Raw genomic sequence first — 22,481 nt, forward strand, 5'->3', positions numbered from 1 at the left:
CGCCCATTTGTTGCAGCTCCGCACCCTGATTTGAATGGCCTTCCCGCAAGCGACTCTCTATGGTCGATCCATGTCGCGCCTCATGTGTCTGTCTGTTGCTATCGTCCTGTCGCTGCTGCCCGCCATCGCGTCCGCTGCGTCAACGCAAAAGCGCCCCAAGCCGGTCTGGCATGGCTACGGCTTCCTGCCGGGCTATCGTCAGCCGCTGAGCAACAGCATTCCGCTCTACAAGCAGAAGGACGCGATGCGGCGCCTTGCGCGCAGCGAGCGGCGTCACTGGTACATCGACCCGGTGCCGCAGTATTACCGCTGGGACGGCGAGTGGCACTATTTCGGCCGGCCCGGCTTTGGCGGCGGCCGCTACAATGGCGGCAGTTTCGGCCCGTGCTGGACGCGGACGCCGATCGGCGCGGTCTGGAATTGCGGCTAGTCGACGGGGCAGGATTTTCGCCGGTCGCGAGCGCTCATGTCGCGGCAGCCGGTGCGCCGGCTGCCTGATCGTCCTCGATGTCGTCGATCTCTGTGCGCGGGCTCAGATGATGCCAGCCGCCCGCGAGCCGAGGCGAGCGCTGATGATGTCGACCTTTTGCGGGCCGAGGAAGGGCGAGACCAGGCGCCGCGCTCTCGTCATCATCGCGCTGCGGCGGCCATGGCCGGTGATCGGCGCGCAATGGACGTCCCGCGCGTCCTGCTCGCCGTGCTTGCGCAGGTAGTCCGCAAAATTGCTCATGGTCTCGTCGACCCGCAGCAGCGTCTCGCAAGGCGCACCTTCGGCGTAGATCACGTCGTGGGATTCGAGCTTGATGTGGAAGAATTCGAGTGCGTCATGCTCATCCGCGGCGTCGAGCGTGATCGTCGTGCCGTTGACGAGGTTGCCGGCGGGGATGAGGAGGCCGTCGAGTAGCACGGCGTGACCCTGGGTCACGTAGAGGTCGGCATGCGGCACGTTGGGAGCAAGCGCTGAGCGCGCGATGCGGACCGGCCGTGCGCTCTTCACCCACGGCTTGTTCGGATCGCTCCTGGTGCGGCTGAACCGGCCGATCCATTGCACCGCGCGCATTCCGCCGAACACCGTCGGCAAGAGATCACCGACGACGAGATCCTCGATCCTGCGCTCGCCCGCCGCTGTGGAAATCCGGGTGCCCTTCAGGAAGCAATTGCCACCGCTGGCGGCGCCGCCTCCACCAACGAAACTGGCCGCTCCGTTGCTCTTGCCGTCCGCCATTGCGGAGCGCGTGGTCATCGCGCTTGCGGCAACGCCTGCTGCCGCAGCACCAAGGCCTCTCGATATGACGGCACGCCGCGTGGCGGCACCCGACGACGGGGTCGTGATCTCTGACATCGCAAAATTCCCTGTATCTACCGTCGGCTTATATGCAATCGGCTTCAACGCGATCAGGATCGTTGCAGCCGAGCTTCGCCTGTTGGTCGCGGCATATAGCAGAAAGTTCGCGCGACGATGAGTCAAAACTTCATGCAGTGACGAAGAGTCACTCGAGAGAATTTCAGACTAGTAGTGTCGGATCGGAAGGCCGCTGAAATAGTAGTTCACGCCGATCCGAACAATGTGATCGTCGAATGACACGTGACTGCGATCGAACGCCGCGCCGAGGTTGGGCGTGGTGAAGCCGCCATCTTCCAGTTTCACATGGAGATATTCGACTTTTGCCGACCAAGCAGGCGCGAATGCCCATTCGGCACCTGCACCCGCGGTCCATCCGGATCGCCACGACGATGCGCTGTCGAAGACCGCGCCGGTTGCGGACGATTTCACGCCGGCTTCGACGCCTGCGGCTGCATAACCCGCCGTCGCATAGAGCAGCACATTGCCGGGCGTGTATCCGATGCGCCCGCGAAGCGTGCCCAGCCATTGCAGTTTTGTGAAGCTCGAGAAATCCACGTTGCCGGCAGGACCGCTGTCCAGCGAGCTGCCTTTTTGACCGGCCCATGACAAGTCGCCCTCGGCGCCGAAGATCCAGCTCATCAGCTGCCAATTGTAGCCCGCCGTCGCGCCGAACACGCCGCCATTGACGTTGAACACCGGTGTGTCGTCGAGGCCTGTCACACGATCGACATGCTTGCTGCGTCCCCACGACCCGCCGCCCGCGACGCCGACATACGCGCCTTGCCAGCCATAGACCGGCGCACCGCGAATGACCGGCGCATCGTGCGGATAGGGCGGCAGGTCGGCGGCCGAGGCGTTGGCAGCAAAGACGATGGCTGTGACGCCGAGGATTGCCGTCGTGATCGGGAGAGAAGATGTCATCGGACAGAGTCTCTGGCTTGCTGCGGTCGCAGAACCGCTGCGCGGGACCAATGGCGTCTCGCGCACGCGTTCGCGGACAGCGGCACGCGACGGACCGCATGCCCTCGTGATGTAGACGATTGCCGAGGGCTTTCTCCGCGCAAATATTTCCACGCATCTTTCGGCGTGCGTCATGGGATCGACGCGTGCGCGTCACAATCGCGCGGGCGCGCACCTCAGGGTGACGAGGCTAAAGCTGACGATGTGGAGGGAACCTTCGCCCCGTTACGAGAAGAACGCGATCTTCTCGGCCTGGGTCATGCGGCGGATCGGGGCCAGTGGATCGTTGGCGGCGGCGCGGGGCTTTTGCAGCATGCCGCTGGCGAGGATGGTGGCGCCGAGCGAGGGTTCGGACAAGGGCGAGGGCATCGGCAGCGTCGCGGTCGGCGCGGCGCCGAAGCTTGCGGCGGCGGCCATGGCGGGGGCCGGCTGCTCCATCACCTCGGCGGCGGCCTCGGCGATCGCATTGGTGAGGCGCGCGAGCGACTCCATCGCGATCGGCGCGTCTTCTGCGGGCTCCTCCGCGACCGGTACAGCGGCAGCCGGCACCTCGACCTCGATGGTGACGGGCGCCGCCGCCTCGGCGGCCATCGGCTCCGGAGCGGCTGCGATCTCGACCGGCTCGATGATCTCGTCGAACTCCGGATCGGGCGCGGCCATCTCCAGCGCGATGGCTTCGAGGATGGCTTCGTCTTCGGCGTCCGCGGCGGCGTCGAGTGAGAACTCGTCGGTCACCTCCGCGATAGCGGCAGGCTCGGCGACGGGCTCTTCAAAAGCGATATCCGCAACCGCGACGTCGTCGGGCGCGCTTTCGCTCTCGGCTGCGATCTCCGGCGCGACGGCGGCATCGATGGCCTGCTCGGTGATCGCGGACGCCTCAGCCGTCCCGGTCGTCTCCGCCACTGCTTCGGGCTCGGGAGCCGCCGCGATGTCCGGCTGCGTCTCCGGAAAAGCCACCGGTGCGTCGCTCGCCATCGCGGAGGGCTCGGCAGCCCGAGTCTCTGTGGCCGGTGGCGGTGTGTCCTGCGCAGGCACCGGCGAGGGATGCGCGGCCTGCGGCGTTGCGCCGCCCTCGGTCTGCTCGATGCGTTCCCTGAGCAGATCGAATGCGGCCTTGAGCTCGACGCGGGGGTCGATGGTCGAAATCTGCCCGCAGGCGGCCTCGATCGAGGCAAGCTGCGAATCAATGAGGTCGCAGATTCGCCCATCGGCGCCGATCTCGCGCCAGCGCCAGGAGATCTCCTTGATGATGCGCACCCCGCGCGGAATCGGGGCGAGGCTGGCCTCGATCGCGGCGGGATCGCACGCCGCGATCGCGATGGTCTCGGCCTCGCGGATGGCGCGGCGGATCTCGACCAGCGCCTCGGGCAGGCGGTCTTCGACGACGGGTTGTCGCTGTGCCGCAAGGGTTTCTTCGATTTTCGCGACCGCATCCAGCACCATGCGGGTGTCGGCATTGCGGTTGCGCTTGGCATATTCGCCGAGGAACCAGCGGCCGCGCGCAGTCTCCATGAAGGCTTCGCGGATCGCGTCGTAATCCTGCTCGTTCGGCTCGGCCGCGCGGGCAGACATGGGCGAAAGGGCGAATGCTTCGTTGGCCATGACAATCTCGTCGCGCAAATCACCACGCGTTACACTAACGATCACCACGATATCGACCGAATCGCAATTGGTTTGATGCAGTCCGAATCACAAATCCCCACGCCAGCAGCCGTGAAGCGGCGATTCGCCGTCAGCCTCGCGCTGTTCTACTCGGCGGTGTTCGCGGTATCGGGAACGCATCTGCCGTTCTTTCCGGTCTGGCTGAAGGCGATCGGCATCGACGCAAGCTGGATCGGCCTCATCAACGCGCTGCCGGCGATCACGCGCTTCACCACGCTGCCGCAAGTGACCGCCTTTGCCGAAAAGCGGCACGCCATCCGCGCCGGCATGATGGTGTCAGTGCTGGCGACCGCCATCGGGTTTGCGGCCGTGGGCTTGCAGCAGCAGCCGCTGGCGCTGTTCCTGATCTATGCGCTGACTTGCATGATGTGGACACCGACGATGCCGCTGACCGATGCCTATGCGCTGCGCGGCGTCGCGCGCTACGGGCTCGATTACGGCCCGTTGCGGCTGTGGGGCTCGGCGGCGTTCGCCGCGGGCTCGCTCGCCTGCGGCTATCTCGTCGACGTCATCGCGGCGCGCGACCTGATCTGGGTCATCGTCGCCTGGGCCGTCGTTGCCATCCTCGCCAGCCTGTTGCTGCAGCCGCTCGATGATGTCAGGCGCAAGAGCGCCGAGCCGCGTGCCGACACGGCGCTGCTGCGCGATCTCGGTTTCTGGGCCGTGATCGCCTCGGCCGCGCTGATCCAGGGCAGCCACGTCGCCTATTACACGTTCTCGGCCATCAACTGGCAGCTCCATGGTCTCGGCGGCCTGACGATCGCGGGGCTGTGGACGCTGGGCGTGATCGCCGAGATTGTCGTGTTCGCGCTGTCGCCGCGCTTCTCGCTGCATCCGTCCACGATGATCGCGATCGGGGGCCTGAGCGCCGTGCTGCGCTGGATCGTTACCGCCAACGAGCCGCCGCTCGCGCTGCTCGCGATCGCGCAGCTCGGCCACGGATTCACCTTCGGCATGACCATTCTCGGCACCATGAGCCTGCTGGTGCAGCGTGTGCCCTCGCACCAGATCGCGCGCGGGCAGGGCTACTACGCCGCCTGCAACGGACTGCTCGGTGCTGCGACCTCGATCGCGTCAGGCGCGATCTACGCCCGCATCGGCGACGGCCTCTATTACGTCATGGCCGCAATGGCCGCGGCCGGCGCGCTCGTGATCTGGTCGGCGCGGCATCGGCTGATCGCTCACCCCCAGAGCGAGGACTCCGGCGGATAGACCAGGCTGCCGTCGTAACGCAGGGCGTGATCGCGGTCGCGCGCCAGCAGCAGCGGGCCGTCAAGATCGACGAAGCGCGCCTGCGGCGTCACCAGCATGGCGGGGGCCATCGACAGCGAGGTTGCGACCATGCAGCCGATCATGATCTCGAAGCCGAGCGCCTGCGCGTCATCGGCCATCGCGAGGGCTTCGGTGAGGCCGCCGGTCTTGTCGAGCTTGATGTTCACGGCGTCGTAGCGATCTCGCAATGGCGCGAGCGAACCACGGTCATGCACGCTCTCGTCGGCGCAGACCGCGAGCGGCCGCTCGATCCGCGCCAGCGCGTCGTCCTTGCCGGCTGGCAGCGGCTGCTCCACGAGCGTGACGCCGGCGGCGGCGCAGGCGGCGAGGTTGGCTTCCAGATTGGCCTCGGCCCAGGCCTCGTTGGCGTCGACGATCAGCTCGGACTCCGGGGCGGCCCTGCGCACCGCCGCAATGCGCTCCGGATCGCCATCGCCGCCGAGCTTGATCTTGAGCAGGGGCCGGTGCGCGGCCTTGGCGGCCGCCGCCGCCATCGCCTCGGGCGTACCCAACGAAATCGTGAAGGCGGTGGTGCGCTCGCCCGGCGAGGGGCGGCCGAGCAGGCTCCAGGCCCGCAGGTCCGCCGTTTTGGCTTCCAGATCGATGAACGCGCAATCCAGGGCGTTGCGGGCCGCGCCAGGCTTCATGGCGGCCTGGAGGGCCTCCCGGTCGAGACCGCCCCGGATCGCGTCCTCCATGGCCTGGATCGCGGCTAGCGTCGCCTCAGGGGTCTCGCCATAGCGGGGATAGGGCACGCACTCGCCGCGGCCGGTCAGGCCGTCCCGGCTCACCTCGGCCACGACGGTCACCGCCTCGGTCTTGGCGCCCCGGCTGATGGTGAAACTGCCGGCAATCGGAAAGCGCTCGATTTGCGCCCTAAGTGCCGGAACTTTGCTGGAAGTCATTTTGAACTCTGGCGAAATCTGAACCTGCTAGTTACCTCTAGCAACTAACAATGGCCAGTTGGGGGTACCTTCTCTAGGTAAGGGCGCGTGCGCAACGATCTGATTTTCTCCGCCTCGGCAAGGGAGCGGACATCTTGAACGGCGATCCCAAGCTGGAGCGGATTGCCAAAGGCAACGCGCTGGCCCTCTGCGCCACCGGAACCTGGACCGCGAGCTTCGCGCCGGTGCTGGAGCGGATGGTGGCTGACGCCGAGAAGCTCGCCGGCGGCCCGCAAAGCATCTTCATCGACGTCTCCGAGGTCGCCAAGCTCGACACCTTCGGCGCCTGGCTGATCGAGCGGCTGCGCCGCAGCCTGACGCAAGGGCCGGTCGAGGCGCAGATCGCCGGCCTCTCCGCCAATTATTCCAGCCTCGTCGACGAGGTGCGGCGGGTCAGGGCGACCCCCGTGATCGAGAGCAGCACGATCACCATCACCGGCATGCTGGAGCAGATCGGCCGCGCCGTGGCCGGCCTTACCGGCACGATGACCGGCCTCATCGACATGCTTGGCGCGGTGCTCGCCGCAGGCTTTCGCGTGCTGATCCATCCACGCTCGTTCCGCCTGACTTCGACCGTGCACCATTTGGAGCAGGTGTGCTGGCGCGCGGTGCCGATCATCGTGCTGATCACCTTCCTGATCGGCTGCATCATAGCCCAGCAGGGCATCTTTCATTTCCGCCGTTTCGGCGCCGACATCTTCGTGGTCGACATGCTCGGCGTGCTGGTGCTGCGCGAGATCGGCGTGCTCTTGGTCGCGATCATGGTCGCGGGCCGCTCGGGCAGCGCCTACACCGCCGAGCTCGGCTCGATGAAGATGCGCGAGGAGATCGACGCACTGCGCACCATGGGCTTCGATCCGATCGAGGTGCTGGTGCTGCCGCGCATGCTGGCGCTGGTGTTGGCGCTGCCGATCCTCGCCTTCCTCGGCGCGATGGCCGCGCTCTATGGCGGCGGGCTCGTCGCCTGGCTCTATGGCGGTGTCGATCCCGAGGCCTTCCTGCTGCGGCTGCGCGACGCCATCTCGATCGACCATTTCATCGTCGGCATCGTCAAGGCACCTGTCATGGCCGCCGTGATCGGCATCGTCGCCTGCGTCGAAGGGCTCGCGGTGCAGGGCAGCGCGGAATCGCTCGGACAGCACACGACAGCCTCGGTGGTGAAGGGCATCTTCTTCGTCATCGTCATGGACGGCGTGTTCGCCATCTTCTTCGCCTCGATCGGGATGTGACGATGGCGCAAGACATCCAAAACGCTGTTCAAAACCCGATCATCCGCGTCCGCGACATCACCGTGCAGTTCGGATCGACGCGCGTGCTCGACGGCCTCAACCTCGACGTCAAGCGCGGCGAGATCCTCGGCTTCGTCGGCCCCTCTGGCGCGGGCAAATCGGTTTTGACGCGCACCATCATCGGCCTCGTGCCGAAGGTCGCAGGCTCCATCGAGGTCTTCGGCGTCGACCTCGATTCCTCCAGCACATCGCAGCGCCGCAATGTCGAGCGGCGCTGGGGCGTGCTGTTCCAGCAGGGCGCGCTGTTCTCTTCGCTCACCGTGCGGCAGAACATCCAGTTTCCGATGCGCGAATATCTTCGCGTGTCGCAGCGGCTGATGGACGAGATCACCATGGCCAAGCTCACGATGGTGGGCCTCAAGCCCGAGGTTGCTGAGCGCTTTCCGTCGGAATTGTCGGGCGGCATGATCAAGCGCGTGGCGCTGGCCCGCGCGCTCTCGCTCGATCCTGACCTCGTGTTCCTGGACGAGCCGACCTCGGGCCTCGACCCGATCGGCGCCGGCGATTTTGACGAACTGGTGAGGACGCTCCAGCGCACTTTGGGGCTGACGGTTTTCATGGTAACGCACGACCTCGACAGCCTCTACACAGCATGTGACCGCATCGCCGTTTTAGGGAACGGTAAGATCATTGCTGCAGGGTCGATGGCCGACATGCAGGCCTCGCAGCATCCCTGGCTGAGGCAGTATTTCCATGGCAAGCGCGCCCGCGCGGTCATGGGTTCGTAGCTGGGTTGAGTAGCCGGAGCACCTGATGGAAACGCGGGCGAATTACGTATTGATCGGGTCGTTCACGCTTGCGGTGATTGCCGCGGCGATCGGCTTCGTGCTGTGGTTCCAGTCACTGCACACCACCAAGCAGCGCAGCCCGCTGCGCGTCGTGTTCGAGGGCCCGGCCGCGGGCCTGCGCAACGGCGGCAGCGTCAACTTCAACGGTATCCGGGTAGGTGAAGTGGTCTCGGTGAAGCTCGATAACCCGCGGCGGGTTGTCGCACTCGCCATGGTCGAGAACAACGCGCCGATCCGCAAGGACACGCTGGTCGGCCTCGAATTCCAGGGCCTGACGGGCGTTGCCGCGATCTCGCTCAAGGGCGGCGAGGAGGCGGCACCGGCGCCGCCGCTCGACGAGGACGGCATTCCCACGCTGACGGCCGATCCGAACAAGCTCCAGGACGTCACCGAGGCGATCCGCGCCACGCTCCAGAACATCAACAAGATCGTCGCCGACAATCAGGAGTCGGTGAAGAACTCGCTGAAGAACCTGGAGACCTTCACCAACTCGCTCGCCCGCAACTCCGAGAAGATCGACGGCGTGATGGCCAAGGTCGACGGCGTGATGCTCAAGGCCGACAATCTCATGCTCGGCCTCAACACGCTCGCCGGCGGCAAGGACGGCGGCGAGCTGTTCCAGGCGGTGAAGTCGATCCGCGAACTCGCCGAAGATTTCGACAAGCGCTCCGGCGCGCTGATGACGGACGGCCGCCGCACCCTCGGCGACATCAGCCGCGCCGTAAACAATTTTGACCGCAACCCCACCCGCGTGCTGTTCGGCGCCAGCAACTCATCGCAAGCCGCCCCGCCGCCCGAGCCGCCGAAGCCGGTAGCGGCGCCGAGGCGGCAGTAGGCGGACACGGACCTCTCCACTCGTCATTGCAAGCGAAGCGAAACAGTCCAGACTACCTCTGCGGAGACAGTCTGGATTGCTTCGTCGCTTCGCTCCTCGCAATGACGATCGCTACGTCGACCTCGCTCTTGGTCCCGGCATCCTGAGGTGCGAGCGCAGCGAGCCTCGAAGGATGCTCGGCCCGGAAGCAGCCGGGCCGTTGCCCTTCGAGGGCCGCTGCGCGTCCGCCTCAGGGTGACGGTGATAGATCAGGGCGTGGCCTTTCCTACCATCGCAACGACGATCGCAAACAAAAACGGAGGCCGTGAGGCCTCCGTTTTCTATTCGCGATGATTGCCGCTTACCCCAGCCGGCCCGCCGCATGCGCGAGCAGGGTGTAGACCAGGCCCGTCTCCGAGGTCAGGTGGCTGCGCAGTTCCTGCGGGCCGCGGCCGTCGCGGGCGACTTCGTCGAGCAGGCGCTCGAACTCGGCGACGTAGCGGTCGACGGTGCCCTTGAAGTTGCGGTCGGCGCGATACTTGCGGGCGACCTCGTCAAAGGCCTTCTGGCCGGCGGGCGTGTACAGGCGCTTGGTGAAGGCCTTGTTCTCGCCGCGCTGGTAGCGGTCCCACATCTCGGCGGCGAGGTTGCGGTCCATCAGCCGACCGATGTCGAGCGACAGCGATTCCAGCGGATTGCTGCTGCTCTGCGGCGCCTGCGGCTGCGGCGCGGGTGCAGCGCGGCCACGGGAAGCCTCGCGACCGTTCGGGGCGCCCTGGTTGGCGTCGGTGCGGTTGAGCAGATCCGACAGCCAGCCGTCACGGTTCTGGTCGTTGCTGGAAGGCGCAACCGACGGCGCTTCGGTGCGACGCGAGGGGGCGGGCATGCCGAGGTCCGGCGGCGGCAGCGTCGAGGCGCTGCCGGTGTCGCGCATGCGCGTCTCGGTGCCGCGACCGCCCGCGGCTGCCATCAACGGCTCATCCTGGCGCTGGACGGCGGCAGAGGCGCGGCCCGTCGTCGAGACGTCGAGGCCGCGGCCGTGCTGGGCCACGATGCGGTTGAGCTCGGCGAGGGCCTCGATCTGGTCGACGATCACCTTGCGCATCTGCGCAGTGCTCTCGGCGGCCTCCTGCGGCATCTCGAGCACGCCGCGGCGCAGCTCGTTGCGGGTGGCTTCGAGCTCGTTGTGCATCTCGAACGCCATCTGCTTCATGCTGGACACGAGGTTGGTGAACTTCTCGGTCGACTGCTTGAACATCGCATCCGCCTCGTCGGTGGTCTGGCGGTAGATGTCGTGCATGGCCTCGATGGTCTGCCGGTGCTCCTCCTCGGAGGCCGATCGCACCGCCTCGAACTGGCGGGTGATCGCGGCCGAGCCGGCGCCGGCGGTCTCCGCGACGACGCGGGCGATGTCGCGGGCACGCTCCTCGGCGGCGGCCAGCGATTCATCGAGCAGGCCGGTGAAGCGCGACAGCCGTTGGTCGAGATCGGTCGTGCGCAGGTCGATCGTGGTGACGAGCGATTCCAGCGCTTGCTTGCGTTCGGCGAGCGAGGCGGTGGTGTTCTTGTTGCTCTGCTCGACGACCTGGGCGGCATCGACGAGCGCCTTGCCGTGGGCGTCGAACTGGGTCGACAGCTCGCCGAGATCCTGCAGCGCCTTCGTGGTCTTGCTGTTGAAGACGTTGAGCTGGTCTTCGAGGTTCTGCGTCGCAGCGCCGTTGCGCGAGGTGACGTCGTTCATCGCCGAAACGAAGTCGGCGACGCGCGTCACCAGCGCCCGCTCGAGCGAGTTGAGGTTGTCGTGCGCACCGGTCAGCACCTCCTGCAGCAGGATGTTGCCTTCGCGCAGGCGCTCGAACAGGGCGACCGTGTCGGTGCGCAGGATCTTGCTGGTCTCCTGCATCTCGGTGACGGCCGCGATCGAGACCTGGCGCGACTGGTCGATCGCGGAACGCGAGGCCTGCTCGAGGTCCTTGAGCGACTTGCCGACCGCGCCGGTGGCCATCTCGCTCGCCGCATTGATGGTGCGGGCGACTTCCGAGCCGTTGCCCATCATGGTCTGCGAGAAGGCGTGGCCGCGCGTCTCGATCGACTTCAGCGCGTCGGAGGTGACGCGGTCGATGTCGAGCGTGAGCTGGCTGGTCTTCGAGCCGATCGCGTCGACCAGCGCGCCGCGCTTGGCGTCGATCATGTTCGACAGGCGGTCGGCCTGCTGCTGCACATAGGTGACGATCTCGTCGGTCTTGCCGGTCATGGCCTGGCCGAAGCTGCTTGAGGCGGCAAGCACCGAGCGCTCGATGTCGGCCGAGCTCGACTTGACCCGCGAGCTCGCCTCGTTGGAGGCGGAGATCAGCGCGTTTTGGGCGTTGAGCGCGCTGCTCTGGATGTCGCTGGTCGCATTCGCGGTGGCCGCGCTCAGTGCACGCTCGATCTCGGTCGAGATCGTGCGGATCTGGCTCGCGGCATCCGCGGAGGTCGAGGTCAGCGAGGTCTGCGCCTCACGCGCGCTGTTGAGGATGGTCGAGGCGGTGTCGGCGCCGACCGCAGTCAGCGTGCGCTCGATGTCCGTGGTCAGCGACTTGATCTGGCTCGCCGCATCGGTCGATGCGGAGATCAGCGTGCCCTGCGCTTCGCGCACGCCGCTGGTCAGCGCCTCGATGGTGGCGCCGCCGGCGGTCGCCAGCGCGCGCTGCATCTCGGCCGCGAGCGAGCGGACCTGGCTGGTCTGCTCGGCGGAGACCGAGAGCAGGGTGCTCTGGGCGTCGCGGGCGCTGGTGGTGATCGTCTCGGCGGTGGTCTGGCCGACCTGCGAGAGCGAACGATGCACTTCGGCCGCAAGCGACTTGACCTGGCTCGCCGCGTCCGAGGACGCCGTGACCAGCGTGCTCTGGGCTTCGCGGGCGCCGGCCATGATGGATTCGGCCGTCGCAGTGCCCGCCATCGAGAGCGAGCGCTGCACGTCGGAGGAGAGTGCCTTGATCTGGTTGGCAGTCTCGCTCGAGGCGGCGATCAGCGAAGTCTGCGCATCGCGGGCGCCGGCCGTGATCGATTCCGCCGTGGTGGTGCCGGCGAGCGACAGCGAACGCTGCACGTCGGCGGTGAGCGTCTTGACGTGATTGGCCGCGTCCGAAGACGCCGTGACGAGCGTGGTCTGCACCTCGCGGGCGCCGGCCAGGATCGAGGCTGCGGTGGCGGAACCGGCCGCCGACAGCGTGCGCTCGACGTCGGCTGCGAGCCCCTTGATCTGGTTCGATGCATCGCCGGATGCTGCGACCAGCGACGACTGCGCTTCGCGGGCGCTGCTCAGGATCGAGTTCGCTGCTCCCGTGCCGACCGCGGTCAGCGCGCGCTCGACCTCGGCGGAGGTCATCTTGAGCTGGGCGTTGACGTCGGAGGAGACCGTCATCAGCGACTGCTGGGCGGTGCGCGCACCGGTCTGGATCGTCTCGCTGGTGTTGACGACGAGGTTGGTGAGCGAGCGTTCGGCGTCCTCGACGTGCGAGCGGATCGCGGTCGAGATCATCTCGGCGCGGGAGATCATGTCCTCGCTGGCCTGGCGGCCGCTGCTCTCGATGCGGCCGGCGACGGCCTCGACGCGCGAGCCGAGCAGGTCCTCGAACTGCGCCACGCGCACGTCGATGTCGCTCGCGACAGAGCCGACCTTGGTCTCGATGGCCTGCTGGACGTCCTGGAAGCGCGCGGTGACCGTGTCGGTCAGATGCGTGCTGCGGCTGTCGATGATCTCGGTGACGCCGGTGATGCGGCGGTCGACCGCCTCGATCGCCTGCGCGGTGCCGTCGGTCAGCGTCGAGGTCAACAGACCGAGGCGGGTGTCGATCGACTGCATGGCATGCGAGGCGCCGTTGGTCAGCGCGGTCGTCAGGTAGGTGAGGCGGGTGTCGATGGACTCGAGCGCCTGCGAGGCGCCGCCGGTGAGGGTGGTGGTCAGATGCGTCAGGCGCGTATCGATGGTGTGGATGGTCTGCGATGCGCCGTCGGTCAGCGACGTCGTGAGGTGGGTGAGGCGCGAGTCGATCGACTGGATCGCCTGCGCGGCACCGTCGGTCAGCGAGGTCGCGAGCGTGTTGAGACGGCCGTCGATGGTCTCGGTGACGGACCGCGCGCGGGTATCGAACGACTGCTCGAGCGAGCTGACGCGGCCGCCGAGCTGCTCGTCGAAGGTCTTGATGTGGCCTTCGATGGTGCCGTCGAGGCTGGCGATCTTGCCGTTCAGCGAGGCGTCGAAATTGCTGACGCGGTCGCCGATCGTGGTCTCGAACTGCACCAGACGCTGGTCGAGCACGGCCGTGATCTCGCCGCCGTTGGCGGTGAAGCGGGTGTCGAAATTGTCGACATAGGTCTTCAGCGACTCATGGATGTCCTGGGTGCGCTGGCCCATGCGCTCGACGATCTCGCCGCCGAACGTCTTCACGGTGCGGTCGAACTCGGAGATGTGGCGGGTGATCAGCGCGCCCAGCGTGCCGGAGTCGCGGGCGAACTTCTCGACCAGCTCGGAGCCCTGGTTCTTCACCAGCTCGTCGAACGCGCTCATCTGCAGCGACAGCGAGTCGTGCGCGGTCTCGGTCTGGCTGACGACCTTGGCGACGAGGGCGTTGACGGTGGCGTCGAGCGCCTCGCTCGCCTTGTCGCCGCTGGTCATGATGTGGCCGGCGAGGCGGTTGCCGGCGTCGTCGATCTTGGCGGAGAGGTCGTTGGAGCGCAGCTCGAGCTCGAGCAGCAGCGAATCCGACGAGTTCTTCAGGCTGTCGTGCACCTGCTCGGTGCGCTCGGAGATGCCGTCGACGATGGCGGCGGAGCGCTGCTCGAACTCGCCGGTGATGCGGTCGATGCGCTCGTTCAGCATTTCGTGGACGCGGTCGGCGAGGTCGACGAACTCGTCGTGGACGTGGCCGGTCTTGAAGTTGAGGCTGGTGGTCAGCCGCTCGCTGGCATCGAGCACGGCGCGCGTGGTCTCGTTGCTGGCTTCCTCGAGGCGGTCGAGCAGGTCGCCGCCGCGCTCGCCGAGCGCCAGGATCATGTTGTCGCCGGCATTGCTCAAGGCGCTGGTGATGTGGGCGCCGCGCTCTTCCAGCGCGCCGGTGATGGATTTTGCGACCTCGTCGACGCGCGAGGCGATCGCGTCCGAGATCAGCGCGATGTCGTGGCGCAGATCGATCTGCACGCCGGAGATGGCGCTGCGGACCTGCTCGGCCTGGCCGACCAGGTTGTCGCGCTGATGCGCGATGTCCTGGAGCAGGGCGCGGATGCGCACCTCGTTGTCGCTATAGGCGCGCTCGAGCGCGGCGACCTCGTTGGCGACCAGCGTCTCGAGCTCGCCGGCGCGCGCGATCGCGCGCTCGATGCCGTCGCCCATCGCCGCGACCTCGCGGCGGATGGCCTGGCCGACCGTGACCATGGAATCGGAGGCCGAGCCTTCCGGCTCGGAGAAGCGGATCGCGACCTGCGCCATCGCTTGCGCGATCATGCGCATTTCCTGGCCGCGCCAGACGAGGCTCGCCAGGAAATAGAACAGCATGATCGGAGCGAAGAACATCGCGATCAGGCCGGCGATGACCAGCACGCCGCCGCTCTGGCCCATGGCGGCCTGGATCGAGGGCAGGAAGCCGACGGTCAGCGCGGCGCAGGCCGCAAGCCAGACGCCGGCGAAGATGGTGGCGAAGGTGTAGACGCTGCGGGCGGGGCGGCCCTTCTGAAGCGCCTGGAGCAGCTGGCCGATGGTCTCGCGGTCGTCATTGGCGGCACGGCGCGCGGTGCGCGGCTCCTCGATCGAATCGAACACGGTGGCGCGCTCATTGGCGGCCGGGCGCGGCTCGAAGGTCGGCTCGTCGTCGAACACGGGAGGCGCCGGCGGTGTCATCGCAGGCGCGGTCTCGTTGCGCATTGCGGCGTTGCGGCTGGTGTCCGCGGCCGTATCGCTGATGTTCAGGGCTTCCTGGATCGCAGAAAGCGCAACTTCTGTCGGGTCTTTGACCTTCTTGGGAGTATTCGCCATGTTCAGTCTGAGCCCTCGTTACTTGTACACGCCCCCCGCGAGCCCTGCGCGCGACGCAAGCTCACAGACCGGATCATGCCGCTTGCGCGGATCTCCGAGCCGTCCCCACCCGGACGGCTTGTCCGCTAATTTCCGCAACATCCTATTGGCAGAGCGTCGCGAATGAAATGCCCGCGATTAAGACAATCTTAATCATCGTTAACAGGATCGCGCCGTAAAGCCTTAGCAATAAATGCAATTCTCCACCGAACTTGGTCGATTGCGGCAACTTTTCGTCAATAAACGGGCAGAATTGCGTAAAACGGCCCAAACATTTCGTTAACCATTTCCATGCTTGGGTGGAGGGGAAGTCACCGCCGAACCGGCGGAACCATCGCGCGATGCCGGGGCCTGCGCCATGACGCCTGAACTGCAACGGATGGACTGGATGCCCTCGCCCCCGCTTGCGCCCATCGACAGCCCGCTCGACCTCGACCACCTCTCCCGCATGACGCTCGGCGATGCCGAGCTGGAACAGGAAGTGCTCGCGATGTTCGCCGAGCAGGCGGTCCGCCTACTCGCCGCAATGACTGCGTTGCCGGCCGAGACCGGCGCGCTCGCGCACAAGCTCAAGGGCTCGGCGAGGGGGATCGGCGCCTTTGCGGTTGCCGACGCGGCCGCCAGCCTCGAGATGGCGATCCGGACCGGCCACGACCGGCCGCACGCCTTCGCCGCGCTGAAGGTGGCCGTGGCCGAGGTCCGCGCGGCGATCGCGGCGATCCTCAAGCACTAGGCTCGCAAGCCCGATTCGTGCGGGGGCCTTGCGCGTTGGCCTTCTGTCTGAACGCGTTTTCCTCCGCGCGAAACGGGGCCCACTTCGCTTGAAAACGCTATAGCGCGGCCCTGACCGACCCGTTATAGGACAGCCCGGATACTCCTTTTTCCCCAACATCGCGGCAGCACGAGCACACATGGCCAAGATTCACTTTGTCGACCACAAGGGCGAAACCCGTACGGTGGAAGTCGAGAACGGCGCGACCGTGATGGAAGCTGCGATCCGCAACAGCATTCCCGGCATCGAGGCCGAATGCGGCGGCGCCTGTGCCTGCGCGACCTGCCATGTCTATGTCGACGAAGCCTGGCGCGAGAAGGTCGGCAGCCCGACGCCGATGGAAGAGGACATGCTCGACTTCGGCTTCGACGTGCGCCCAAACTCGCGCCTGTCCTGCCAGATCAAGGTTTCCGACGAGCTCGACGGGCTGGTCGTTGCGACGCCCGAACGCCAGGCCTGATCTTTCACTCTAGGAGTGCATGATCCCGGAAACCGCTACACACTTTGCGCTGTCGGGGCCCTGCGGGTCCGGATCATGCACTATGAGCCCGGCGGCACGACCTCGATGCCGCGCTTGTGCCAGGGCCTGAGCTTCTCGATCACCTCTGCAGTCAGCGGCGCCGGACGCCGCGTCGCCTCGTCGAGCAGGACGCCGACGGACGTCGCCGAGGCAATGCACTTTCCTTGCGAGAACACGACCTGCTCGAAGGTTACTGACGTCCGTCCGAGCTTCACCACGCCGAGGCCGAGCTCGATCGTGTTCGGCCAATGCAGCTCGGCGCGGAAATGGATGTCGAGCCGCACCATGATCCAGGCGAGGCCCGGCGGGGTCAGCCCGTATTCGGGAAGCTTCATCAGCGTGACACGGCCGGTCTCGAAATAGGTGGCGTAGACCGCGTTGTTGACGTGCTGGTTGGGATCGAGATCGCCGAAGCGCACGTTGTCGCTGAGGCGGTAGGGGTAGTCCTCAAGGCGCGGCGTCGTGTCGAGGCGGCTTGGTGCGTTCACCGATTGATCTCCGTCATATCGCAGCCCGTTACAGCCCAGTTATCCTGACCCGGCAAGTGGGCGCGGCTGCGGGGCGCTCCCGCTTTTATGCCTTCCCTGATCCATCCCCGTTGGCTAGACAGGCAGGGTCACCTCTGCCCAACGGGCGCCGTCCAACCGATAACGACCGATAAAGAGACGACATGAGCGACGTGATCAAAACCGATGTGCTGATTATTGGCGCCGGCCCCTGTGGCCTGTTTGCCGCCTTCGAGCTCGGCCTTCTCGACATGAAGGCGCATTTCGTCGACATCCTGGACAAGGTCGGCGGCCAGTGCGCCGAGCTCTATCCGGAAAAACCGATCTACGACATTCCCGGCATTCCGCAGGTCTCGGGGCAAGGCCTCACCGACGCGCTGCTGGAGCAGATCAAGCCGTTCCATCCGACATTCCATCTCGGCGAGATGGTCGAGACTGTCGAGAAGATCGGCGATCCCCTGTTTCGCTGCACCACCGATGCCGGCAAGGTGTTCGAATGCAAGGTTGTGGTGATCGCGGCCGGCGGCGGCTCGTTCCAGCCGAAGCGTCCGCCGGTGCCGGGCATCGAGGTCTATGAGGGCACCTCGGTGCATTACGCCGTGCGCAAGATGGAGACGTTCCGCGACAAGAATGTGCTGATCGTCGGCGGCGGCGATTCCGCGCTCGACTGGACGCTCAATTTGCATCCGGTGGCAAAGCGCATCACGCTGCTGCACCGGCGCGATGAGTTTCGCGCAGCCCCGCACAGCGTCGAGCAGATGCGCGCGCTGGTGGCCGGCGGCAAGATGGATCTGAGACTCGGCCAGGTCACCGCGCTCTCGGGCGCCGACGGCAAGCTGAGCGGTGCCACCGTCAAGGGCAACGACAACAGCATCACCGAGGTGGTCTGCGACACCATGCTGCCGTTCTTCGGTCTCACCATGAAGCTCGGCCCGGTCGCGAACTGGGGCATTGCGCTCGAGAACAATCTGGTGCCGGTCGAGACATCCGCGTTCGAGACCAACGTGCCCGGCATCTTTGCCATCGGCGACATCAACACCTATCCCGGCAAGATCAAGCTGATCCTGTGCGGCTTCCATGAGGGCGCGCTGATGTCGCAAAAAGCCCATCGCTACGTCTATCCGGATAAGCGGCTGGTGTTCCAGTACACGACCTCGTCCTCCAGCCTGCAAAAGAAGCTTGGTGTCAACTGAGGGCGAGGGGCGGGAACGCCATGCCCCATGTTTCTGGTGCTGGAACCGTTCGCGAAATCGCCGTAGTCTGCGGCCATTCCAGTTGCCGCTTAGCAAGGTGATCATAATGCGGAATCTCTTTTCCAGCTTTCGGCTGCTCTCGCTGCTCGCGCTCGCACTGTCGATCGGCGCGGTGAGCCCGGCTGCGGCGCAGGCGCAGCAGCCGACCGCAGCGGGCCTGTGGCAGAAGGTCGAGGACGGCAAGACAGTCGGATGGTTCCTCTTCATCGACCACAACGGCATCTTCGAAGGCGTGATCGCAAAGACCTTCCCGCGCCCCGGCGACGATCCGAACGAGGCCTGCACGAAGTGCACCGACGATCGCAAGAACCAGCCGGTGCTCGGTCTCTCCTTCATCCGCGACATGAAGCGTGACGGCTTGAAGTACGAGGGCGGCAACGTCGTCAATCCGCGCGACGGCAACATCTGGAAGGCCAAGATGACGGTGAGTCCCGATGGCCAGACCCTGACCATGCGCGGCTTCCTCGGCATTTCCCTGTTCGGCAAGGACGAGACCTGGCAACGCCTGCCGGACGCCAACATCGCCCAGGTCGATCCCGCCATCGTCGCGAAGTATCTGCCCGCGCAGGCCGCCGCGACCAAGCCGGCGCCCACGCCTGCAGCGAAGAAGGGCGGCGCGATGATGGCGCCCGCTCCGAAGCAGTAGGCGGTTTTCGCATCCCCTGAGAGTCGTCGCCGCGGCGGTCTTGTCCCGACGGCCATATCCGTCGAAAGGCGCATACCGTTGCACCTTTCTGCCGTAGTTCCCCGGAATGCGCGTTGGCGCCGGATTTGCATAGCTGTCGCAAAGCTGCTGGGGGAACGAGTCGCCATGTCCATGCCTGCCTGACGGCGTGGCCGGCGGGCGACATCGTCTGTCCCTCGCGGCGCCATTGTGATCCGCGGGAAGACGACATGCGATTTGCAAAACCATGTGCGGCAGCGCTGCTAGTGCTGCTGACCAGCCCGGCGCTGGCGCGCGACGACGGCCGCTACGCCAACTCGCCGCTCAAGCCCTGGTTCGAGAGCCTGCACAGCGAATACGGACAGTGCTGCTCGGATGCCGACGGCTATGTCGTTGCCGATGTCGATTGGGAATCCGACAAGGGACGGTACCGCGTCCATCTCGACGACGAATGGGTCGTGGTGCCTGACGGCGCCGTGATCACCGTGCCGAACAAGATCGGCCGCACCATGGTGTGGAAGCACTATATCGACGGCCATCCGCGCGTGCGCTGCTTCATGCCGGGCAGCATGACATAGCATCTCTAAGGCGCGATGAGATCAGGATGAATCGTCATCGCGCTTCAGGTTGTTGTTTGAGCATGGTCTTTTCGAAAAACCGCTGCGCACTTTTTCGGATCATGCTCTAGAACTTATAGGTCACGCTGCCCAGCACGGTGCGGCCGATGCCGAGGAAGCAGTCGCCGCGCGCAAGGCACGTGGTGACGTGACGCTTGTCGAACAGGTTGCTGGCATTGACTTGAAGGCGCCAGGGACCGGTCTCGTAACGGACCATCGCATCGAACAGCGTGTAGTCGGGCGTGCGGATGGTGTCGGTGCCGTCCCAGGAGGCGCCGATGTAGCGCACGCCGCCGCCGAGCGTGACGCCGGGAAGGCCGATCAGCGACAGGCGGTACTTCGCCCAGAGCGAAGCCTGGTGATCCGGCACGGTCTCGACATGCTTGCCGGCGTTGTCGCCGCTTTCCACGCGCGCATCGAGATAGGTGTAGGCACCGATCAGATCCAGATCCGGCGTGAGGCGCGCCAGCACCTCGAGCTCGGCGCCGCGGATGCGCACCTTGCCGGTCTGGACCGAGAGCAGCGGATTGTCGGGATCGCTGGCCAGGCGGTTTCGTTCGGTGGTGTCGAAGATCGCGCCGTTGATCGCGTTGCCGGGCGCCGGATTGTACTTGAAGCCGAGCTCCACCATCTCGCCGCGCTGCGGCGCGCAGACACCCGCCGCGCAGACACCACTGCCGAACACAGGATTGAACGACTGTGCATAGGTCACGTAAGGCGTTACGCCGAACGGCAGCTCGTACATCAGCGCGGCGCGGCCCGTGGTCGCCTGGTAATGCTCGACCGGTGAGCCCTGCGTGTCGCTGGTGACGTAGTCGTGGCGCAGGCCGAGCACAGCGAGCCACGGTCCCAGCCGCAGCTGATCTTGACCGTAGAGACCGAGCTGGCTCTGGCGGAGATCGGGCTCGGCCGACATGTCCGGCGGCGTGACGCCGGTGTAGACCGGCGCGTAGAGATCGAACGGCGTTGCATCGTAACCTCCGCCGGACGAAGCGCGCTCCTTGTAGCCGCGGTAGTCGACGCCGAACAGCGTCTTGTGCTGGACGGAGCCCGTTGCAAATTTCAGCTCGGCATTGCTGTCCGACGTGAAGTTGTCCTTGACGCTGTCGCGAGCCCAGATATAGCGCGCCACTGTGCGCCGGTCCGCATCGAGGAACGGATTGTCCGGATTGGAGTACACGTCCGGATAAAGCCCGTGATAGATGCCCTCCACATGCGTATAGCGCATGTTCTGCCTGACGACGAGCGCATCGCTGAAGCGGTGCTCGAACAGGCTGGAGACCGCGCCGGTCTCGGTCTGATAGCGGTCCCAGCCCGGCTCGCTGGTGAAGCGGTTGACAGGGATGAAGCCGTTGGGACCGGGATAGAGCGTGCCCTCATGCGGCAGGAAGGCCGTCGACGAGCCGGTGGTGTCCTTCTGGTAGGTGCCGAGCACGGTCCAGCTGGTGTTGTTGGTCGGCCGCCAGGTCAGCGACGGCGCCAGCAGGATGCGGTCGTCCTTGACGTAGTCGGTCTGCATGTTGCTGTCGCGGAACACGCCGACGAAGCGATAGAGCCACTCGCCGTCCTTGGTCAGCTTGCCCGTGGAGTCGAGCTGCATCTGCTTGCGGTTGAAGCTGCCATATTGCACGCCGATCTCGTTCTCGGATTCGGCTTGGGGGCGCTTCGAGATCAGGTTCAACAGGCCGGCGGTCGAGGTGTCGCCGTAAAGCACCGAGGATGGACCGCGCAGGACCTCAATGCGCTCCAGCGTGTAGGGCTCCGGCCGCCATTCGTTGAAGTTGAACGTGTTCACCACGCGCGTGCCGTCGAGATAGATGTTCGGATCCTGGCCGCGGATGCGTGGAAAGTCGCCGCGCGAATCCGCACCGTATGCGTCGGCGAACACGCCGGGGACGTAGCGCAGCGCCTCCTGCACGGTGGTCACGCCCTGGTCGGTGACGCGATCGGCGGTCACCACGCTGATCGACTGGGGCGTCTCGCGCAGCGGCGTGTCGGTCTTGGTGCCGGTGCCGCTTCGGGTCGCGACGTAGCCGCGGACGGGGCCCGTCGCGGTCTCCGCGCCAGCACTCGCGCCCGCGGCTGGGGTGTTGGCGTTCGCAGCGGCCCGCTCGGCTTGACGACGACGGCTTGCCGCTTGCACAGCCTGGCGTGAGCGAAGCGGATGGGCGCGCGCCGCTGGTCGCGGCGATGATTGCTGGACGACGACAGCGGGCAGCTCCTGCGACGATGATTGCGCCGCGGCCGGCGCCGCGTCCATCAAGCTTGCCAACATCGGCAATGTGCCGCCGATCAATCCTGCCGTCGTCCTCAGCCATGTAGTCATTCGCGACCCCATCATTTGCGGGGCGGACGACTAACAAGCGCAGTCTCGGGCTTGAAGTGCAGGAAGGACTCAATGGTCCCTCAATCATCAGATTTAGAATTAGTATTCATGTAAGGAGATCGCACGCCGCTTGATGGCGGCGCGCGGATCGGTGATTGTGAAAATGGCGCGGTGTGCCTTGGCGCGGCGTAGACCGACGCAGGGCCGCCCTACGCGTGGCCTGACGGCAGGCTCCGTCTGACCCGCGGCGAGAGTGGAACGGCTCCGTTGACCGCGCCGGCACGGGCAGCTTCCGTCGCGAGATACTGATTGCCCCACGTCCAGAGCATGCGAACGACCGGCTCGAGGGAGCGCCCCAGCGCCGTCAAGGAATACTCGACCCGCGGCGGGACTTCGGCGTAGATCTCGCGATGAATGAGGCCGTCGGCCTCGAGCTCGCGGAGCTGGCGCGTCAGCATGCGCTGCGTGATGCGGGACAGGCGCCGCTTGAGCTCGTTGAAGCGAATCGTGTCGTCGAGCAGATGATAGAGGATCACGCCCTTCCACTTGCCGTCGATCAGATCGAGGGTGGCCTCGACGGGACATCCAACGGCGCAATCATACGTCTTGCCGCCGAGCTTCTGCATAGTTCACTCCGTGATACTAGAGGACCGGCCTGTGCGTAATTGTCAGTCGCCAAATTAGCGCGCATCGTCGC

18 protein-coding genes are annotated in these 22,481 nt (G+C 66.0%); 10 read left to right on the plus strand and 8 right to left on the minus strand.

Features of this window, described 5'->3' with window-relative positions; translation table 11 throughout:
• The first annotated feature begins 70 nt into the window (after window positions 1-70).
• A complete protein-coding gene (locus tag BRAGE_RS0106510) occupies window positions 71-430 on the plus strand; it encodes a hypothetical protein (protein ID WP_035729440.1) in 360 nt (119 codons plus the stop codon).
• Between the two features lie 102 nt (window positions 431-532).
• On the opposite strand, the gene BRAGE_RS47935 is transcribed toward BRAGE_RS0106510, so the two are convergent.
• The 3 genes from BRAGE_RS47935 to BRAGE_RS0106530 all read right to left on the minus strand — a co-directional run bounded on the left by BRAGE_RS47935 (window position 533) and on the right by BRAGE_RS0106530 (window position 3,907).
• Window positions 533-1,342, minus strand: a complete 810-nt coding sequence (locus BRAGE_RS47935) for a Hint domain-containing protein (RefSeq protein WP_051395250.1) — start codon at window positions 1,340-1,342, stop codon at window positions 533-535.
• A 168-nt stretch (window positions 1,343-1,510) separates the two neighbouring features.
• Window positions 1,511-2,266: an outer membrane protein gene (locus tag BRAGE_RS0106525; RefSeq protein WP_035729441.1), complete on the minus strand. Its 756-nt coding sequence runs from the start codon at window positions 2,264-2,266 to the stop codon at window positions 1,511-1,513.
• Between the two features lie 264 nt (window positions 2,267-2,530).
• Entirely contained in the window at window positions 2,531-3,907 is a 1,377-nt protein-coding gene (locus BRAGE_RS0106530; protein ID WP_027560391.1) for a hypothetical protein, read from the minus strand.
• Window positions 3,908-3,982: 75 nt separating this feature from the next.
• Between BRAGE_RS0106530 and BRAGE_RS0106535 the strand changes: the two genes are divergently transcribed.
• A complete protein-coding gene (locus tag BRAGE_RS0106535) occupies window positions 3,983-5,179 on the plus strand; it encodes an MFS transporter (protein WP_027560390.1) in 1,197 nt (398 codons plus the stop codon).
• Here the strand turns inward: BRAGE_RS0106535 and dgcA are convergent.
• Window positions 5,149-6,144, minus strand: a complete 996-nt coding sequence (dgcA, locus tag BRAGE_RS0106540) for an N-acetyl-D-Glu racemase DgcA (RefSeq protein WP_027560389.1) — start codon at window positions 6,142-6,144, stop codon at window positions 5,149-5,151. The two genes, BRAGE_RS0106535 and dgcA, sit on opposite strands and share 31 nt — an antisense overlap.
• Before the next feature lie 134 nt (window positions 6,145-6,278).
• Here dgcA and BRAGE_RS0106545 point away from each other — a divergent pair, with 134 nt between their 5' ends.
• The 3 genes from BRAGE_RS0106545 to BRAGE_RS0106555 are packed head-to-tail and all read left to right on the plus strand — an operon-like array spanning window position 6,279 to window position 9,095.
• On the plus strand, window positions 6,279-7,412 hold the full coding sequence (locus tag BRAGE_RS0106545) for an MlaE family ABC transporter permease (protein WP_028146217.1): 1,134 nt from the start codon (window positions 6,279-6,281) through the stop codon (window positions 7,410-7,412).
• A 2-nt stretch (window positions 7,413-7,414) separates the two neighbouring features.
• On the plus strand, window positions 7,415-8,200 hold the full coding sequence (locus BRAGE_RS0106550; protein WP_035729442.1) for an ABC transporter ATP-binding protein: 786 nt from the start codon (window positions 7,415-7,417) through the stop codon (window positions 8,198-8,200).
• A gap of 25 nt (window positions 8,201-8,225) precedes the next feature.
• Entirely contained in the window at window positions 8,226-9,095 is an 870-nt protein-coding gene (locus BRAGE_RS0106555) for an MlaD family protein (protein WP_027560386.1), read from the plus strand.
• 340 nt (window positions 9,096-9,435) lie between these two features.
• Here BRAGE_RS0106555 and BRAGE_RS0106560 read toward each other — a convergent pair whose 3' ends face one another.
• Window positions 9,436-15,087 (minus strand): negative regulator of septation ring formation, encoded by a 5,652-nt coding sequence (locus tag BRAGE_RS0106560; RefSeq protein ID WP_027560385.1) that lies wholly within the window; start codon window positions 15,085-15,087, stop codon window positions 9,436-9,438.
• A 397-nt stretch (window positions 15,088-15,484) separates the two neighbouring features.
• On the opposite strand from BRAGE_RS0106560, the gene BRAGE_RS0106570 reads away from it, so the two are divergent.
• Window positions 15,485-15,859: an Hpt domain-containing protein gene (locus BRAGE_RS0106570; protein ID WP_027560384.1), complete on the plus strand. Its 375-nt coding sequence runs from the start codon at window positions 15,485-15,487 to the stop codon at window positions 15,857-15,859.
• Window positions 15,860-16,037: 178 nt separating this feature from the next.
• Window positions 16,038-16,358 (plus strand): 2Fe-2S iron-sulfur cluster-binding protein, encoded by a 321-nt coding sequence (locus tag BRAGE_RS0106575; RefSeq protein ID WP_027560383.1) that lies wholly within the window; start codon window positions 16,038-16,040, stop codon window positions 16,356-16,358.
• A gap of 80 nt (window positions 16,359-16,438) precedes the next feature.
• Here BRAGE_RS0106575 and BRAGE_RS0106580 read toward each other — a convergent pair whose 3' ends face one another.
• A complete protein-coding gene (locus BRAGE_RS0106580) occupies window positions 16,439-16,906 on the minus strand; it encodes an acyl-CoA thioesterase (RefSeq protein WP_027560382.1) in 468 nt (155 codons plus the stop codon).
• Window positions 16,907-17,088: 182 nt separating this feature from the next.
• Between BRAGE_RS0106580 and BRAGE_RS0106585 the strand changes: the two genes are divergently transcribed.
• The 3 genes from BRAGE_RS0106585 (at window position 17,089) to BRAGE_RS0106595 (ending at window position 19,419) form a co-directional block, all read left to right on the plus strand.
• Window positions 17,089-18,117 (plus strand): NAD(P)/FAD-dependent oxidoreductase, encoded by a 1,029-nt coding sequence (locus tag BRAGE_RS0106585; protein ID WP_027560381.1) that lies wholly within the window; start codon window positions 17,089-17,091, stop codon window positions 18,115-18,117.
• Between the two features lie 106 nt (window positions 18,118-18,223).
• Window positions 18,224-18,823: a DUF2147 domain-containing protein gene (locus BRAGE_RS0106590; RefSeq protein WP_027560380.1), complete on the plus strand. Its 600-nt coding sequence runs from the start codon at window positions 18,224-18,226 to the stop codon at window positions 18,821-18,823.
• Window positions 18,824-19,071: 248 nt separating this feature from the next.
• Window positions 19,072-19,419 carry a hypothetical protein gene (locus tag BRAGE_RS0106595; protein ID WP_027560379.1) on the plus strand — a complete coding sequence of 116 codons (348 nt, stop codon included), beginning with the start codon at window positions 19,072-19,074 and terminating at the stop codon, window positions 19,417-19,419.
• A gap of 106 nt (window positions 19,420-19,525) precedes the next feature.
• Here BRAGE_RS0106595 and BRAGE_RS0106600 read toward each other — a convergent pair whose 3' ends face one another.
• Together BRAGE_RS0106600 and BRAGE_RS47940 are read right to left on the minus strand one after the other, a co-directional pair.
• Window positions 19,526-21,784: a TonB-dependent siderophore receptor gene (locus BRAGE_RS0106600; RefSeq protein WP_027560378.1), complete on the minus strand. Its 2,259-nt coding sequence runs from the start codon at window positions 21,782-21,784 to the stop codon at window positions 19,526-19,528.
• Between the two features lie 209 nt (window positions 21,785-21,993).
• Window positions 21,994-22,410 carry a winged helix-turn-helix transcriptional regulator gene (locus BRAGE_RS47940; protein WP_084334465.1) on the minus strand — a complete coding sequence of 139 codons (417 nt, stop codon included), beginning with the start codon at window positions 22,408-22,410 and terminating at the stop codon, window positions 21,994-21,996.
• Between the last annotated feature and the right edge of the window lie 71 nt (window positions 22,411-22,481).

The sequence above is a fragment of the Bradyrhizobium genosp. SA-4 str. CB756 genome (assembly GCF_000473125.1).
In the GTDB taxonomy this organism is placed as follows: Bacteria; Pseudomonadota; Alphaproteobacteria; order Rhizobiales; family Xanthobacteraceae; genus Bradyrhizobium; species Bradyrhizobium arachidis.

Bases quoted from the DNA above. Each gene is read 5' to 3' on its own strand.
- BRAGE_RS0106555 (WP_027560386.1), top strand. From the start codon at position 8,226: ATGGAAACGCGGGCGAATTACGTATTGATCGGGTCGTTCACGCTTGCG.
- BRAGE_RS0106575 (WP_027560383.1), top strand. From the start codon at position 16,038: ATGGCCAAGATTCACTTTGTCGACCACAAGGGCGAAACCCGTACGGTG.
- BRAGE_RS0106595 (WP_027560379.1), top strand. From the start codon at position 19,072: ATGCGATTTGCAAAACCATGTGCGGCAGCGCTGCTAGTGCTGCTGACC.
- BRAGE_RS0106600 (WP_027560378.1), bottom strand. From the start codon at position 21,784: ATGACTACATGGCTGAGGACGACGGCAGGATTGATCGGCGGCACATTG.
- BRAGE_RS0106530 (WP_027560391.1), bottom strand. From the start codon at position 3,907: ATGGCCAACGAAGCATTCGCCCTTTCGCCCATGTCTGCCCGCGCGGCC.
- BRAGE_RS0106590 (WP_027560380.1), top strand. From the start codon at position 18,224: ATGCGGAATCTCTTTTCCAGCTTTCGGCTGCTCTCGCTGCTCGCGCTC.
- BRAGE_RS0106585 (WP_027560381.1), top strand. From the start codon at position 17,089: ATGAGCGACGTGATCAAAACCGATGTGCTGATTATTGGCGCCGGCCCC.
- BRAGE_RS0106560 (WP_027560385.1), bottom strand. From the start codon at position 15,087: ATGGCGAATACTCCCAAGAAGGTCAAAGACCCGACAGAAGTTGCGCTT.
- BRAGE_RS0106535 (WP_027560390.1), top strand. From the start codon at position 3,983: ATGCAGTCCGAATCACAAATCCCCACGCCAGCAGCCGTGAAGCGGCGA.
- dgcA (WP_027560389.1), bottom strand. From the start codon at position 6,144: ATGACTTCCAGCAAAGTTCCGGCACTTAGGGCGCAAATCGAGCGCTTT.
- BRAGE_RS0106510 (WP_035729440.1), top strand. From the start codon at position 71: ATGTCGCGCCTCATGTGTCTGTCTGTTGCTATCGTCCTGTCGCTGCTG.
- BRAGE_RS47935 (WP_051395250.1), bottom strand. From the start codon at position 1,342: ATGTCAGAGATCACGACCCCGTCGTCGGGTGCCGCCACGCGGCGTGCC.
- BRAGE_RS47940 (WP_084334465.1), bottom strand. From the start codon at position 22,410: ATGCAGAAGCTCGGCGGCAAGACGTATGATTGCGCCGTTGGATGTCCC.
- BRAGE_RS0106550 (WP_035729442.1), top strand. From the start codon at position 7,415: ATGGCGCAAGACATCCAAAACGCTGTTCAAAACCCGATCATCCGCGTC.
- BRAGE_RS0106525 (WP_035729441.1), bottom strand. From the start codon at position 2,266: ATGACATCTTCTCTCCCGATCACGACGGCAATCCTCGGCGTCACAGCC.
- BRAGE_RS0106570 (WP_027560384.1), top strand. From the start codon at position 15,485: ATGACGCCTGAACTGCAACGGATGGACTGGATGCCCTCGCCCCCGCTT.